The organism is Kribbella sp. NPDC051587 (assembly GCF_044453945.1).
In the GTDB taxonomy this organism is placed as follows: domain Bacteria; phylum Actinomycetota; class Actinomycetes; order Propionibacteriales; family Kribbellaceae; genus Kribbella.
Genome location: NZ_JBITDE010000001.1, coordinates 51,507 through 67,498, shown reverse-complemented (window position 1 = coordinate 67,498; position 15,992 = coordinate 51,507). Strand labels below are relative to the sequence as shown.

General features: G+C 67.7%; 12 protein-coding genes. 8 read left to right on the top strand and 4 right to left on the bottom strand.

The annotated features are described in order from the left end of the window. The first annotated feature begins 72 nt into the window (after positions 1-72). Positions 73-660, top strand: coding sequence for a GNAT family N-acetyltransferase (locus tag ACIA49_RS00285; RefSeq protein ID WP_396374884.1), 588 nt, complete (start codon positions 73-75; stop codon positions 658-660). Positions 661-783: 123 nt separating this feature from the next. After that, positions 784-1,152, top strand: coding sequence for a hypothetical protein (locus ACIA49_RS00280; protein ID WP_396374883.1), 369 nt, complete (start codon positions 784-786; stop codon positions 1,150-1,152). A 6-nt stretch (positions 1,153-1,158) separates the two neighbouring features. Here ACIA49_RS00280 and ACIA49_RS00275 read toward each other — a convergent pair whose 3' ends face one another. Continuing rightward, positions 1,159-1,761: an NAD(P)-dependent oxidoreductase gene (locus tag ACIA49_RS00275; protein WP_396374882.1), complete on the bottom strand. Its 603-nt coding sequence runs from the start codon at positions 1,759-1,761 to the stop codon at positions 1,159-1,161. A gap of 109 nt (positions 1,762-1,870) precedes the next feature. Between ACIA49_RS00275 and ACIA49_RS00270 the strand changes: the two genes are divergently transcribed. The 6 genes from ACIA49_RS00270 to ACIA49_RS00245 all read left to right on the top strand — a co-directional run bounded on the left by ACIA49_RS00270 (position 1,871) and on the right by ACIA49_RS00245 (position 6,922). Continuing rightward, a complete protein-coding gene (locus tag ACIA49_RS00270) occupies positions 1,871-2,140 on the top strand; it encodes a hypothetical protein (protein ID WP_396374881.1) in 270 nt (89 codons plus the stop codon). 78 nt (positions 2,141-2,218) lie between these two features. Continuing rightward, entirely contained in the window at positions 2,219-2,584 is a 366-nt protein-coding gene (locus ACIA49_RS00265) for a YciI family protein (protein ID WP_396374880.1), read from the top strand. 478 nt (positions 2,585-3,062) lie between these two features. Next, the gene (locus tag ACIA49_RS00260; protein WP_396374879.1) at positions 3,063-4,532 is read left to right on the top strand and encodes an FAD-dependent monooxygenase; all 1,470 of its coding nucleotides are present in this window, start codon (positions 3,063-3,065) and stop codon (positions 4,530-4,532) included. Next, positions 4,529-5,188, top strand: coding sequence for an SGNH/GDSL hydrolase family protein (locus ACIA49_RS00255; protein ID WP_396374878.1), 660 nt, complete (start codon positions 4,529-4,531; stop codon positions 5,186-5,188). The genes ACIA49_RS00260 and ACIA49_RS00255 overlap by 4 nt, the downstream gene beginning before the upstream one ends. Positions 5,189-5,252: 64 nt before the next feature. Beyond that, positions 5,253-6,185, top strand: coding sequence for an ATP-binding cassette domain-containing protein (locus tag ACIA49_RS00250; RefSeq protein WP_396374877.1), 933 nt, complete (start codon positions 5,253-5,255; stop codon positions 6,183-6,185). Then, complete coding sequence (locus ACIA49_RS00245) at positions 6,182-6,922, top strand: ABC transporter permease (RefSeq protein ID WP_396374876.1); 741 nt, start codon at positions 6,182-6,184, stop codon at positions 6,920-6,922. The genes ACIA49_RS00250 and ACIA49_RS00245 overlap by 4 nt, the downstream gene beginning before the upstream one ends. On the opposite strand, the gene ACIA49_RS00240 is transcribed toward ACIA49_RS00245, so the two are convergent. The 3 genes from ACIA49_RS00240 to ACIA49_RS00230 form a co-directional block, all read right to left on the bottom strand. Next, positions 6,906-9,983 (bottom strand): BTAD domain-containing putative transcriptional regulator, encoded by a 3,078-nt coding sequence (locus ACIA49_RS00240; RefSeq protein ID WP_396374875.1) that lies wholly within the window; start codon positions 9,981-9,983, stop codon positions 6,906-6,908. The genes ACIA49_RS00245 and ACIA49_RS00240 overlap by 17 nt on opposite strands. A 47-nt stretch (positions 9,984-10,030) precedes the next feature. Next, positions 10,031-14,527, bottom strand: a complete 4,497-nt coding sequence (locus ACIA49_RS00235; protein ID WP_396374874.1) for a glycoside hydrolase family 2 TIM barrel-domain containing protein — start codon at positions 14,525-14,527, stop codon at positions 10,031-10,033. A gap of 101 nt (positions 14,528-14,628) precedes the next feature. Further along, on the bottom strand, positions 14,629-15,921 hold the full coding sequence (locus tag ACIA49_RS00230) for an acyltransferase domain-containing protein (protein WP_396374873.1): 1,293 nt from the start codon (positions 15,919-15,921) through the stop codon (positions 14,629-14,631). Between the last annotated feature and the right edge of the window lie 71 nt (positions 15,922-15,992).

The following is a 15,992-nucleotide window of genomic DNA, read 5'->3' as shown; positions in this document are numbered from 1 at the left end:
TAGCGTCGGGACGGCAGGACGCCGATGGGTCAGCGGACGCGGAACGTCCGGAATCGAGCGTACGTTGGCGGCATGGCCGACTTCACGATCAAGGCGCTCACGCCGGCGACGTTTGATGACTTCGCCGCTCTGGTCGAGCGGAACAAGGGGATGTTCGCCAGTTGCTGGTGCACGCACTTTCATCCTGACTGCGCGGAGAAGGGCCAGACTGCCGAGGGGAACCGGGCGCTCAAACAGCGTCTGGTGTACGACGGGATCGCGCACGCGGCACTCGTGTACGACGGCGACCGGGCTGTCGCCTGGGCGGAGTACGGATCACCCGAGGAGTTGCCGAATATCCAGCACCGCAAGGAGTACGTCGCTACTGCTGAGCGACTGCCCGACTATCGGGTTACCTGCATCCTGGTCGAGCGCGACCGTCGCGGTCACGGCCTGGCGGCGATCGCCTTGCGTGGAGCTGTGGAGTTGATCGCGCAGGCGGGTGGCGGTCTGGTCGAGGGCTACCCACACGACACCGGCGGGGTTCGGAAGAAGAACTCGTCGTTCCTCTACAACGGTACCCGCGCGATGTACGAGCGCGAGGGCTTCACCTACGACCGGCCCAAAGGGCTGGGCAACTGCGTCATGGTGCGCGAGGTCGCGCCGAGTCCGCGCACCTGAACTGTTCCCAAGGACGTCAGGGATCCGTAGCTTCGAGTGGAAGCGCACGGTGACCTTCGGGGTGCAGCAGGTACGACGGCCACCGAAGCGGAGACTTCACGCAGATCCGGGGGGATCAGGCAGATGGGTGCTGAGGAGTGGGCAGGTGAGTCGGCCAAGGGGTTGGTCGACCTGGCCGCCAAAGGGGCGGGGAGCGGCGGGATTCTTGGCTTGTTGGCCGGAGTCGTGGCATCGCTGTACTACAACGATCAGCCGGCGAAGGCCTACATGTGCCCGCAGGCAGGCATCAAGGTCCGGGTTGAACCCGGCGTCCTCGGGCGGCCGCCGAGCGGCAGTGTCCTGTGCGACAAGGTCGTCAGCGGAGGGCCGTTTGGTGAGTGGGCGAGTTGGAGTGAGGCCGGCCTGCAACTTGGCTTCGTCGTTCTCCTCGGCGTTCTGCTGGTGGCCGGCGTCATGCTGATCGCGAGACAGGCAAGCGAATCCAGCGCCTGAGCGCGGCTATTCGGCGAGGGTCGGGCAGCGGCGGGACCACTCGCCGGCGCCGAGCTCCTGAACGATGAAGCGGGCCACGTCAGTGCGCGTCACCTGCCAACCGCCTACCGGGGTTTGGCTGTCTTCGACGCGGTAGGTGCCGGTGGCGGGCTCGTCCTGCAGCCGCGAGGGGCGGACGAAGGTCCAGTCGAGCGAGCTCGCGCGGATAGTCGATTCCATCAGGCGCATGTCGTCGTACGCCTCCTTCATCAAGGTGCCGGCCAGCAAGCGGTAGACGCGCTTGAAGTTGGGGTCGTCGTGGCGGACGCCCGCTGAGGTGATGGCGATCAGGCGCGTATCGGTGAGGGCGGAGACCAGGGTTCGCGCGGCGTCGGAGTACAGGCCAGAGGCTTTGCGGCCGGAGGGACCGATCGCGGAGATCACGACGTCCTGACCCTTGGCGGCGGTCTCGATCGAGGTGGGATCTCGCAGGTCGGCGGTGACCACCTCGACGCCCGGCACCGCCTGCGGCGTGCGCATGGCTGCGGTTACCTCGTGGCCCGCGGCGACCGCCTCGGAGACCAGTACGCGGCCGGTCCGGCCGTTGGCGCCCAGAATTAGAACTTTCATCATCTCCACCTCTGTCGAACAGTGTTCGTCCAACGAACAGTGTACGTCAGGAATCGTGGGTCCTTTGCAGCTAGGGTCGTCTACCCGGACGTCTCCCGTTGAGGACTTCATGAACCCGAACTATTTGCTGCTGATCCTGATCCCCATCGCCCTCCTGTTCGTGATCGGTCCGATGCTGGTGATGAGGGCACAGCGCCGTGGCGCGCCGGGGGCGCAGGCAGGCCTCCAGCAGGCGCCGGGGGAGACCCGCGAAGAATTTGTACGGCGGAACGCGGGCCGCGCCGGTGTGGTCGCCGACGGCGCGACTCTGGTCGACCTCTACGACCGCATCCGGGTCCTGGAGGAGCGTCTCGCCCGGGCCGAAGAAAAGTCTGGGTGAGCTGTCGAATCAGGTGGTTGGCGTTCGTTGCAGGGGTGAGAGGCGGCCCGCGGGTGGTCGCCGGAGTGGAGTGGTGAGATGGCGAAGTACTTGATCTCGTTCGACCGCGGCGCGATGGATCACATCCCTGCCGAGGACTTCCCCCAGGTCGGCGAGGACGCGCACGCGGTCTGCCGCGAGGCCAAGGAGGCCGGCGTACTGATCTTCACCGGCGGCATTCACTACAGCACCGAGGACGAGCTGCTCGCGGCCAACCCGGCCGTGGTCGACACCGACGGGCTGATCACCGACGGCCCCTACCCGGAGAGCAAGGAGCTCATCGGTGGGGTCTTCGTCGTCGACGTCCCCACCCGCGACGAAGCTCTCCAGTGGGCGGCCAAGGTCGCGAAGGCCTGCCGTTGTGCGCAGGATGTCCGCATGTTCATGCACGACCCCGAGCTCTGAACCCGCTGAGGCTCGCGCCTCCCGATCGCGATGCGGCCGCCGAACCCCTCTAGCTCGAGAGATATCCCCTCAACTGGAGGGTTGCCCGCTGACATTTTCGATGGGCAACCCTCTAGCTCAAGGGGCAACCCTCTGGCTGGGTGGGCAAACCCTGGGCGGCGGACCAGGCGCTGGGGGCGTGAACAGGAAGTGGTGGGTGCGGACAAGGTATGACCTGTTCACAGGCCCCGCGAGGTGTCCGCGCCCTCGCGACGCGGCTGCGGGTGGGCGTGTCATGGGGGTGACTGCGGCCGGCGGATTGTGATGGCAATCGATCAGCACCATTGCCCCTCCTCAACCTCGTGCCTTGAGCGCTGGCGCCGCGGACTGGGCTGGCGTCGTGCGGCAGGCTGTGACAGCCGCGTGCCAGCTCAACGCCCGTCCCTTGCCAGGGGGTGGGGCGAGGCTCTTCCTGTACGACGATGACAGGGAGAATCTCATGTATGACGTAGCGATAGTCGGCGCCGGCCCGGTCGGTTTGTTCCTGGCGTGTGAGCTGGGGTTGCAGGGTGTTTCGGTGGTGGTGCTCGAGCGCGAGGCGGAGCCGGGGTCGGCGTACCGGGTGGAGCCGCTCGGGATGCGGGGGTTGATGGCGGCGTCGCTCGGGGCGTTCTACCGCCGCGGGTTGCTGGGGGAGTTGCTCGGTCTCGACGAGGTCCCGGACGTGGACGAGCCGTCCGAGCCACAGGGGGTCGGGCACTTCGCCGGCATGATGATCGACCCGGCCAGGCTGAAGGTGGAGTCGCTGCAGTACCGCCTGCCGAGCCCGGCGCCGGAGGCGATGATGACGACCCTCGACCATGTCGAGGGGATCCTCGCCGAGCGCGCGGTCAAGTACGGCGTGGAGATCCGGCGCGGCGCAGCGGTGACCGGACTGACGCAGTACGACGATCACGTCGTCGTCCAGGCGGGTGACGACGAGTACGCCGCGCGGTGGGTGGTCGGTACCGATGGCGGCCGGAGCGCGGTACGGCGGTTGGCGGGCTTCGAGTTCGTGGGCACGGAGCCGTACTTCACGGGGTACGTCGTGCAGGCTGAGTTCGCCGATCCGGACAAGCTCAAGCACGGCTTCAACCTGACGCCGAACGGCCTGTACCTGACCATGCGCATCAACGGCCACATCGGCATGATGGATTTCGACGGTGGTGCGTACGACCGGAGCCAGGTACCGACGCTGGAGCATTTGCAGGAGGTGCTGCGCCGAATCTCCGGCACGGACGTGACGATCTCCAATGTCGTGCACGCCTCCACCTATACGGATCGCGCCATGCAGGCGACGACGTACCGGAAGGGCCGCGTGCTGCTGGCCGGCGACGCCGCGCACATCCACTCACCGCTCGGCGGGCAGGGCCTGAACACCGGCATCGGCGACGCGCTGAACCTGGGCTGGAAGCTCGCCGCGACCATCCAAGGCGACGCCGCCGACGGGCTGCTCGACAGTTACACCACCGAACGGCATCCGATCGGCGAGTGGGTGACCGATTGGACCCGCGCGCAGGTGACCACCATGCAGCCCGGGCCGCACGGCCAGGCTCTGCAAGCGGTCATCCGCGACCTGCTCGAGACAGCGGACGGAACGGCGTACATCTACGGAAAGATCTCCGGGATGCTGAACCGCTACGACCTGGGGAGCGAGTGCCCGCTGGTCGGCCGGCCCGCGCCCGAGTTCCGGCTGGAGGACGGTACCCGCCTCGCGGACCTGATGGACGGCGGCTGCGGCGTCCTCCTCGACTTCACCGGCGCCCTTGAGGGTATCGGGCTGGGCAGCCACTTCCGGTACGCCGCCGGCCCAGCCCGCAACGACCTCGGATTCGAGGCCGTGCTGGTCAGGCCGGACGGAATCGTCGGTTGGGCGGGCGACGCAGACCGGAACGCCTTCGAGCAGGCGGCCAGGAGGTGCTTCGCATGACGATCACCCTAAAGTCCGGCAGCACCGTGATGTTCACCGGTGACTCGATCACCGACTGGTTCCGAGTGGAGAGCCCGGATGGACTCGGGTCCGGCTACCCGACCCGGGTCGCGGGCGAATGGGGGTTCCGGCACCCGGACCGCCCGCTCAAGTGGCTGAACACCGGGTGGCGGGGTGACAAGGTTCAGGATCTCGAAGCCCGGTGGCAGGCCGACGTACTGGACGCGAAGCCGGACGTCCTGTCGATCCTGGTCGGCATGAACGACGTCGCCTGGCACACGTTCGACCCGGTGAACGGCCGCCCGTTCTCGCCCGAGGAGTACCGGGCCGGCTACCGGCGCCTGCTGGAACCGCTGGCAGGCACCGAGCTGATCCTGATCGAACCGTTCCTGCTGCCGATCCGCGGCGTCATCGAGCACGAGGATCTGCGCTTCGACGAGGAGATCCGCAAGCTCTGGCGCGCTGACCTCGACCCGGCGATCGAGGTTGTCCATGACCTGGCCCGCGAGTACGGCGCTCAGCTGCTCGAAGCCGACCGGATGTTCGCCGACCTCAGTACCAAGGCCGACCCCGAGCACTGGGCCGACGACGCCGTCCACCCGACCCCGGCCGGTCATGCCGCCCTGACCGAAGCGTGGCTTCGCTTGGTCGGCTAGGGTCCGAGCGGCCGTGTCAGGCACGTGTCAGGGGCGTGTCTGCGCGGCCGCCGATGCTGAAGGCATGAGAGATACGGCGATCGCAGTCTCGGGACTGCGCAAAACATTCAAGGACAAGATCGTCCTCGACGGCATCGACTTCGAGGTCCCCGCGGGGACGGTCTTCTCGCTGCTCGGGCCCAACGGGGCGGGCAAGACCACCACGGTGAACGTGCTGACCACCCTGCTCGGCGCCGACGCCGGCACGGTCGAGATCGCCGGGTACGACGTCGCCACGGACGCGAAGGCGGTCCGCAAGGTGATCGGCGTGACCGGCCAGTTCGCGGCGGTCGACGAGCTGCTCACCGGCCAGGAGAACCTCGAGCTGATGGTCGACCTGAGCCCTGGCGCCGACCGGAGCGTGATCGCCGGCCTGCTCGAGCGGTTCGATCTGACCGAGTCCGCGCCGAAGCCGGCGTCGACGTACTCGGGCGGGATGCGCCGCAAGCTCGACCTGGCGATGACGCTGGTCGGCAACCCGCGGATCATCTTCCTGGACGAGCCGACCACCGGGCTGGACCCGCGCAGCCGGCGGACGATGTGGACGATCATCCGGGAGTTGGTCGCGGACGGCGTGACCATCTTCCTCACCACCCAGTACCTCGACGAGGCCGACCAGCTCGCCGACCAGGTCGCCGTACTGGACCAGGGCAAGTTGGTTGCCCAGGGCACCCCGGACGAGCTCAAGCGGCAGATCCCCGGCACGCATGTCCGGCTGCGCTTCGCGGACACCGCTCAGCTCGACGCAGCCGCGCAGGTCTTCGCCGAGGCGACTCGCGACGACGAGACGCTGACCCTGAAGGTCCCCAGCGACGGCGGGACGAGTTCGCTCCGCACAGTGCTCGACCGGCTCGACGAGTACGCCCTCAGCGCCGACGAGTTCTCGGTGCACACCCCTGATCTCGATGACGTTTTCCTCGCCCTGACGGGCCACGCCACGGAGGTAGCCGCGAAATGAGCACCACAACCGTCATGCTGCGCCGCGACGTCAAGCATCTGACCAGGAACCCCACCACGATCTTCAACGCGGTGCTGATGCCCGTCGTGATGCTGTTCATGTTCGTCTATCTGCTCGGCGACGCCTTCAACGTCGGCGTCGACTATGTCGACTACGCGACACCGGGGATGATCCTGCTCGCCGTCTGCTACGGCCTCGGCGGTACGGCGATCGCCGCGAACGCGGACATGACCAAGGGAATCATCAACCGGTTCAAGGTGATGGACGTCCCGCGGTCCGCTGTCCTGACCGGCAAGGTCGTCGCGAGTGTGGCGATCAACCTGATCTCGGTCGTCGCGCTGATCGGCGTCGCGTTCGCGCTCGGCTTCCGCCCGTCGGCGGGTCTCGGGGACTGGGTGGCCGTGCTCGGCATCGTCGTCCTGCTCGGGGTCGCGACCGGCTGGCTCACCGTCGCCCTCGGCCTGGCGGCGAAGTCGCCCGAGACCGCGGGGATGGCAGCCATCCCGCTCATCATGCTGCCGTTCTTCAGCAGCGCGATCGTGCCCGCGGAGAAGATGGGTCCGGGTGTCCGGCAGTTCGCGGAGTACCAGCCCTTCACGCCGATCATCGAGTCCCTGCGCGGTTTCCTGAACGGCGCCCCGCAGACCTCTGACGTGGTCCAGGCCGTTGCCTGGTGCATCGGCATCGCGCTGGTCGGCTACTTCTGGGCGTCGGCCACGTTCAAGAAGCGAGCGTGACCGCGACCAGTTGATTCCAGTCCGCGTCAGCACCTTCCGCAGCCGCCTCGGCGTACTCCACGTCGCCGAGGCGGCTTCGCGCTGCCTGCTCGATCCGTGGGATCTCCGGGTTCGCCAGATCTTCCAGACCCCGTACGGCGTTACTTGCCGCCAGCAACCGAATGGCCTCGGCGTACCGCTCCCGCCGTACCGCATAACCGGCCACTCCGGCGACGACGCCCGCGATCATATTCGCGTGGCCGGTCTGGGCCGCGGACTCGCAGGCGTCCGCCCAATGCGCCCGGGCCTCGTCGAGATCCTCAGCAATCGCAGCGCGCAGGGTGGAGGTCATGGTCCGGATGTTCGGCTGCTCTGCCTCTTCGCCCAGCAGTGAGGTGATCGCGGTCAGCTGTGCGGCCACGTCGTCGCCGTCACCGCGCCACCGGGCGAGCGTCGCCTTCGACAGGGCGAGATGGGCCAGCGCACCCGGCCAATTGACCTGCTCAGCCAGCCGCTGGGCTTCAGCCATCGCCGTCGCACTACGTTCCGGGTCGTCCAGCAGCCAGTAGAGCTCACCCTGCCGCGACCGCATCCGGATGAGGTCGTCGGTGCCGCCGATCTCCGCGATCACCTCGATCGCGTGCTCGTAGTGAGCGCACGCGGCGGCGAACTCGCCGCGGGTAGCGATCCGGTCGGACAGCTCCGAGAGCGCGAACGTGATGCCGAACCGCTCACCGAGCGACTCGAACTCGACGACAGCGGCCTCGAGATAGGTGTCCGCCTCGTACCCGGCGTGGCCGAGCACGATCCGCATCTTGCCGAGCTGCAGCTGCGCCAGCGCGCGCACCCACGCGTCCTCGCTGTCGAGCAACGGTTCCCAGGCCGGCAGGAAGTCACCCGGTGCCTGCAGCATCCGTTCGAGTGGGTCGACCAGCTGCAGCATCGGGTTGACGAGCTGACTACGTTCGCTGATCCGATGGATCTCGTGGATCCACTCCCGGGCCACCTGCTCGTCGCCGGGCCCGGAGTTCAGGAACAGGATGAGCAAGGCGTAGACGATGGCCCGGGTCTCGTCGGCCACTTCACCCGGTACGGCGATGGCCGCCCGGATCAGGTCGTTGCCCTCGGCCTTGTGTCCGCTGAGCCACCAGTACCAACCGGCCGCCGCGGCCAGCTGCATCGCCGCCGCAGCATCGCCGGCGGCGATCGCGCCGCGCATCGCAGCGCTGAGGTTGTCGTGATCGGCGGTGACGATCGCGAGCCATTCCAGTTGTTCGGCCCGACGCAGATGCGGATCGGCGGTCGCCGCGAGGTCGGTGAAGTAGTCGAGATGCGCCTGCCGGGTCAGTTCCGCCGTACCGGACTCGGTGAGCCGTTGCGCGGCGTACTCCTTGATCGTCCCGAGCATCCGATATCGCGGTGTGGTGTTGCTATCGGCAACGACCAGTGACTTCTCCGTCAACGCAGTCAGGAGTTCCAGTACGTCGTCCGTGCCGCAGACCTTCTCGGCCGCGGCCAGGGTCGCGCCGCCGGCAAAGACAGAGAGGTTCCGCAGCACCTCTCGCTCCACGTCACTCAGCAGCTGCCAGCTCCAGTCGATCACCGCGCGCAGCGTCCGTTGCCGGGGGAGCGCGGTCCGGCTGCCGCCGGTGAGCAGGCGGAACACGTCGTCGAGCCGGTCAGCCAACTGATCGAGCGACATCGTGCGCAGCCGGGCCGCGGCGAGCTCGATCGCCAGCGGCATCCCGTCCAGCGCGCGGCAGACCCGAGCCATGGTCGCCAGGGTCTGCGCGTCGGTTCCGAGATCCTCCCGTACGGCGCTCGCCCGCTCCCGCAACAGTTGAACGGCCGGGGAGGAGGCCGCCTCAGCATCGGTTGTCGGCAGCGCGAGCGGAATGACCCGCCACAGCGCCTCGCCGGTGATGCCGAGCGCCTCCCGACTGGTGGCGACGATCCGGACTCGATGGCATTGCCCGAGCACTCGCTCGGCGAACCGGGCCGCGGAGTCGATCACGTGCTCGCAGTTGTCCAGGATCAGCAGAGCCTCGCGCTCCCGGAAGGCGGCGATCACACGTTCGGTCGGATCGGTCTCCGACCCGTCGCCGAGCAGTGCGTCCCGCAGTCCGAGCGCGGCGATCGCGGTCTGGGCGACCTCAGCTTCGCCGCCGATCGGTGCGAGTTCGATCAGCCAGACGCCGTCCGGGAGGTCGCCGACCATCGTGCGCGCGGTCTCGGTCGCCAGCCGGGTCTTGCCCGCGCCGCCGGGTCCGATCAGCGTGGTGAGCCGGTGCGCGGCGACGAGTTCGCGGACGGTGGCGATATCGCCGTCCTTGCCGACGAAGCTGGTCAGTTCGGCCCGCAGATTGGTTTCACGTTTCTGAACCGTGCGCTCACCGCGCAACAGACCCAGATGTACGGCGGACAGCTCCGGTGACGGATCGACTCCGAGGATGTCGGCGAGGGCCTCCCGGGTGCGCTCGTACACGAGCAGTGCCTCTGAGTCACGACCGCTCGAGGCCAGGGCCCGCATCAGCGCACCGACCAGCCGCTCGCGCACCGGATGCGCGGTGACCAGATCGGTCAGCTCCGTGACGTACTGCGCGCCGCGACCGCGGTCGATCTCGGCGTCGAACCAGTCCTCGGCCGCGGTCAGCCGCAGGCCCTCCAACCGGGTGACGGCCGCGTCGAACGCCGTACTGTCTTGTAGACCGATGTCCTGGAGTGCGGAACCACGCCAAAGGTCGAGTCCTTCACGCAGGCGTCCCTGTCCGACGAGGCGTTCGAAGTACAGCGCGTCGACGGCTTCCGACGCGACCATGAGCCGGTACCCGTCCGTCGTACCGTCGATCGCCGCTCCGGGCAGGACCTTGCGCAGCCGGGAAACCAAGCGCTGCAAGGCGTTCACCGCCTCGGCCGGCGGCTGCTCGCCCCAGACCCAGTCGACCAGCCGCGCCTTGGGCACGACCTGACCGGCGTCGAGCGCGAGCGCTACCAGCACACCCCGCAACCGGGCGCCCGGAACGTCGACGAGGACACCGTCGTCCCCACGAACCTCGAACGGCCCCAGCATCCCGATCTGCACACGCAGATCTTGCCATCAGACCGGGTTCTGGTGACAAAGCGAGGTTGTCAGGGCGTGCAGTGGAGGGTGGGGGCGGCCCAGTCGGCGTGGTCGTGGGCGTTGCCGTCGGCTGCGGCGGTGACCTTCAGGCGGAGAGTGGTGACGCCGGTGGTGTCGACGGTGACGGGGGTGGCGGGGTCGTCGCCGGTCAGGGTGGGGCTGGCGTAGCGGCGAGTGCCGTCGGCGTAGACCTCGAACGAGACGCTGCCCGCGCTGCCGACCTCGTCGTCCACCCCGACGTCGGCGGTGAAGGACGAGCAGTGCCCGCCGAGGTAGAGCTCGACCGTGGACTCCGCGTGCACGCCGAGGCCGGACGGGTACGTCGTACCGCCGAGCGTGATCGGTAGTCCGTCGGAGTCGCCTTGTTCGCCGTTGCTCCGGTTGCGTTCTATCGGGCCCCAGCCGTTCTGCTCCGACAGGAAGTCAAGCGTGCTGACCGCTGTGTCCCCGCGAGGTGGCTCGGGTGCGCCCGCGATTTCGGCGGAGGCGAGGACTGTCTGGGCGTTGCGGGCTGAGACCTCGGCGGTCACCGGGCGGATACCGCGTGGTGATTCAGAGCTGCGGCTGATCTTCACAACCGTGGACGCCGCCTTGCCGGCTGCGATGGTGCCAAGATCGGCTGTTCCTGGCGTGACCGTCCAGCCCTCCGCGGCCCGCAGTACGGCGGAGACTGCTGCGAGTTCTTCGCGGCAGGGGTTGGTGACGGTGAGCGTCGCGTCGATGGTCTCGCCGGGTTCGACGGTCTGCTTGCTCGGCGTGAGCGCTGCATTCGGCGTACAGGCCACTTGGTCGTGCGGTTGGCCGTTGGCGCGGACCTCTGCGCGGCTCAGCGGTCGGAGAAGGACCGAGTAGGCGAATTCGCGATCGCCCTCCACCTGGTACTGCGGCAGTTGCTCGTGGAACGTCTCGCTCACGCCGGTCACCGCGGTGCTGACGTGCAGCGTCGTACCGTCCTTGTTGCGCTGCAACGCATGGGGATAGACCGCCCGGTCGGCGTCGTCGTACTGATCCACGCCAACGTTCAGATCGCCGGCAACGAGCAGCCCGCCGGACTTGCCGTCGGTGAGGGTCGCCCAGCGGACGTCGCCGTGGTTGCCCTGCTCTTGCGGCTGGACGTAGTTGAAGTACTGCTCGGCCACGGTGGACGAGTAGACACCGACCGGGGTCGCGTCCTTGCGGTCGCTGTAGTTCTCGACGGGACCGCGGCCGTAGTACGTGAACTGCTTGAACGCATCCGGCACCTTGAGCGAGAAACCGACACGCGGCAGATACGGGACCGTGCGCGCTTTTCCTTGCGGGTCGGCACGGTGGTAAACGCGGACCTCGCCGTTGCCCGACACGGTGTAGACCATCGTCTGGCGGAACGACGCGTCGGTCACACCAGGCGCGGCTGCGGTACTGCGAGCGGTCACGATGACGGCGTCGTCTGCCTGGTTGACAGTGAAGTCGGCGACCGTGGTCGCGAGCCGATCCAGCCCGGCGGCGCGCCAGGAGGCGGCCTCGCTGCCCATTTCGTTGACCAGCGGCGCTCGCCAGGCATCGAGCTTCGGTCCACGGTTCAGCAGCTCCTGGCCGCGGACGTTCATCGAGGTCAGCGCGCCCGCCGTCTTGTTGAAGGTATAGCTGAAGTCGCGTCCGGACACGATCGTGTCCGGACCGGTCTGACGCACCTTGAGGCTGCCGGTCGGTTCCGGCGAGGTGACGCCGCGAAGCTGCTTGCCGCCGACCGCGAACTGGCCGAGCGACACCACATGTCCGGCCGACGCCCACGAGGTCGCCTTCGTCAGCACAGCCTGTACGTCGAGCCAGCGCTCCAGGCCGCCCGGGTTCGCGGGCAACTTCGGCAGCGGCACGGATTTTGTCGTACCGGCGGCAACGTCCAGCGGCTGCCTCCCGCTCGCCAGCGTGCGCTTGCCTTCCTTGACTGACCAGCGCAGCTGTACGTCGTCCGTGCCGGTGAACGCGCGCTCGTTGGTGACGGTCACGCGGCCGTCTTTGTAGTCGGCGAAGCGGACCGGTGCGTGGACCAGCGCGAGCTCACGGGTCTCGGGTTGCAGTGTGCGATCGGCGTTGACCAGACCATCCACGCCGCCCGGGCCGGCGCCGTATGTCTCGTAGCGGCCCTTGTCCTCAAGCTTGTCGAAGTCGAGAGCCAGTACGGCGGTCGTCTTCGGGTCGGTGGCGAGTTCGGGCTCGGTCAGAGCGCGGTGGTAGATCCGCACGTTGTCGAAGGTGCCGTGCGCCGGCCGGGTCGTGGGGTTCTCCTGGGAGTCCGGGTTGCGGCCGATGTTGAGGGGGTCGTAGGAACGGGCGATCGTGCCGGTCCAGGCGGTCCGCCCGATCTCCTTGCCGTCCAGCAGCAACCGCAGGATGTGGCCGTCGAAGGTGCCCGTGACCCGGTGCCAGTTGCCACGCCAGTCAGTTGGTACGGCGGCCTGCACGGTGTGCCAGGTGCCGTCGCCGTAGACGAAGAACTCCAGTGTGTTCGGGTTCGCCATCTTGAGCGCGTACTGCCGGTTGCCCTTCGCCACCATCGTGAAGTCGCCCGTCCAGGTGTCGGGTTTCACCCACAGGTCGAGCGTCAGCCCGGTGGACACCTCATCGAACTTCGGATCGCGATACACCTCGACCCAGTCGTCCAGGCTGGACAGATACAGCCCCTTGCCCTGCTTCCCGTCGACCTGCTCGGGCAGGCCGGTCAGCCAGGCCATGATGTTGTTGCCGGAGGCATCGGGTGTGGTCCGGAGAGGCTGATAGAGGTTCTGCTCGGCCCAGTCCCAGATGAAGCCACCTTGGACCTGCGGATACCGCCGGACGACGTTCCAGAACTCGTTGAAGTTTCCGAATCCGTTGCCACTGGCATGGGCGTACTCGCCCATGATGATCGGCTTCTGGGTGGTCTTCGCCATCCCCTCCAGGCCCTCCGGCGAGGGATAGCGCGGACCCCACACGTTGGCGAACGGCGCATCGCCGTCCGGGCCGTTGGACTGGTGGTAGAGCGGACGGCTCGGGTCGTTGGCCTTCGCATACTCGGCCATCGAGAAGTGCGCCTTGCCGAGTCCGGCCTCGTTGCCGGTGTCCCACATGAACACGCTCGGGTGGTTCTTGTCCCGTTCGACCATGCCGATGAAACGGTCGAGGAACGCCTTCTGCCACTCGGGTCGTTCAGCCAGGCAGTTGTCCGGGCAGCCGTCGTGGTGATGGGTCTCGATGTCCACCTCGTCGGCGATCCAGAGACCCCGGGTGTCGGCCAGGTCGTAGAAATACGGGTCACTCGGGTAATGCGACGTACGGACCGCGTTGATGTTGAGCTGCTTCATCAGCGAGACGTCCTCGAGCATCCGCCCGGTGGTGGCGTGCCGGCCGGTCGCGGGGTCGGTCTCGGCGCGGTTGGTGCCCTTGATCAGGATCCGCTTGCCGTTGACCAGTAGCTGCTTGTCCTTGATCCCGATCGTGCGGAATCCCGTTGGCTGGCTGGTGATGTGTGTGACCCGGCCGGCTGGGTCGATGAGCTCGACCACGACGCGGTAGACGTTCGGCGTCTCGTCGCTCCACTTGGCCGGTGCCTGCACCGGCGCGCTGAGCTGCAACTTGCCGTTGACGATCGTGTTCCCGGTCGTGCTCACGACCTTGCGGCCGGATGGATCGTGCAGGGTGGCGCGGACCGAATAGCCGGCGGTCGGCCCGGCCAATTCGATCTCGGCGTTCAAGGTGGCGTCGCCGTACTGCGGGTCGAGTTTGGGCCTGAGCGTGACGTCTTGCACGTGGGTGGCGGGTGTCGAGTACATCCACACCGAGCGGAAGATCCCCGCGAAACGCCATTGGTCGTAGTCCTCCAGATGCGAGCCCGCGGACCAGCGATGCACCTGCAGGGCGACCGTGTTGCGACCGGCCTTCAGTAGCGGGGTCACATCTAACTCGGCCGGCAGATAACCGCCTTGGTCGTAACCGGCGTACTTGCCGTTGACCCACACGAAGTACGCACTCGTCACGCCTTCGAAGCGCAGCACCGTCCGGCGATCACGCCAGTCCCGCGGTACGTCGAAGTTCCGCACGTACGCCGCTGTCGGGTTCACATCGTGGGGAACCTTCGGCGGAGCATCCGGCCACATCTCGGTCGGGATGTTGCGGAAGATCGGGTGATCCAGACCGTCGGTCTGCCAGGTATGCGGTACGTCGGCCACCTGCCAATCGCTGGTGTCGTACCCGTCAGCCTGGAAGCCGGCCGGCACGTCCTCCGGCCGGTCGGCCATCCGGATCCGCCACTTGCCGTCCAGCGATCGAGTCCATCGGCTGTTCTTGCCGGCCCGAACCGCCTCCCGCGTATCGCCGTACGGGCGGAGTTCCGCGTGCGGTGCCTGCTGCCCCTCGCCGGTCAGCTCCGGATTCTCCAGGTATTGATAGACATCCGGTGGGGGAGCGGCAGCCGGCGCGGGTGTCGCCGGAAGCATGGCGATCATCGGAAGGGCGGCGATGGTCCATAAAACGGCACGGCGCAGCGACATGGTCGACCTCAAGACATGGGCGGATGAATCGGGTCAGCTCACCCAGAATCGAACACTATGCGACCGAATTACTCAAGGCTTTGGAAACGTTTCTGTCTGTGTTAAGCGAGTTGGCGCAGACCGATGCGGAGGTGGAAGTGCCGGCCGTCCCGGAGGTGGCTGACGAAGGCTCGCTGCAGGGTGGTGTCCTGCGGGATGCGGTCCAGGTCCTCGGCCGTGAGCGCGCCTTGCGGTGGGTCGAGGTGGAGAGCGAGGCGCATGAGTTCGTGATCACCTTCGTACGGCGTACTGGGCGGCAGCAACGGGAGAATCGTGAAGCGGCGTTGGAAGGTGAGGATGTTGGAGTCCGCCGGAAGGTACTCGGCCAGCTGCGGATCGAGCAGCCACGACGGGCAGACGAATCCGAAGAGGGGTTCGTCGGGATACCACTGCGGGAAGAGCCGGGCTGCCGCAGCGATCGACTGCTCGGAGACCACGGGGTCGAGCGGTCCGATCGGCGGCACATGCACCATCAGCAGGTGCCCTGCAACGCCATCCCCGAGGCCGAGATGAGTGCGAGTGAACGAGTGCCGCCCGATCTCGTAATCCGCGCCCCGGAACCGAAGCGGTGGTCCCCATAACGGCATCAGCCCGACGCCGGACCGCCCATAGATCTGGCGATGACTCCCCATCACCCCACCAAGTGCGCCGACCGTCGCTCGGCTGACCGTCTCCGGCACACCGCGCCGCCGATGCACCTCCAGTAGGCGAGGCACGTTGGCCAGCAACGCCCAGGCCCACGCCCACATCCCAACCGCGGTTGACGATTCCGGCACCACCGGCCAAGCGGTGTGCCCAGTCGACGGCAGCGGCGCCTCCATCTCCCGCTCCAAACTGCCAGCCAGCGCGGAGATGAGCGCCCACCACTCCGGATCCCGCTCCGCATCCGGCCGAGCCGCCAACATCTCGACCCGATCCCGCTCCGCCACCCCGCAGTAGTCCAATAACTCGCCCGCGTCCGCAGGCAACCGCACCCCACCCCCCGCCTCTCCAACCCCGCCCACCGCGTCGCCCTCGAGCCCTGCCCCCACCCCGTCCGCCTGTCCCGGCTCGCCTACCTGGCCCGGCCCTGCCCCGTGAGCCGGGTTCACCACGTCGGCCGGCTTTGCCAGGTCGGCGGTGCCCACCATGCGCGCCGATCCGCCTCTGTGGCCCGATTCCTCCACGTAGACCTGTTCAGCCAGGTGCGACGGCTCCACCATGCGGGCCGATTCCACTACGTCCGCTGCTTCTTGCCCATGGGCTGCTTCCGGCAGGCGTGCGGTTTCGGCACTGCGGGCGGCGTCCATCGCCGCGAACCGTGTGCAGGCCTCGGGCGGGAAGCCGAGCCGTTGTGCCGCCGTCCTCGCGTCCATCGTGTGCACCCCTTCAGCCGGTGAGTTCCGACCACACCACGAGGGCCGCGTCCAATGCACGACTTGTGTGA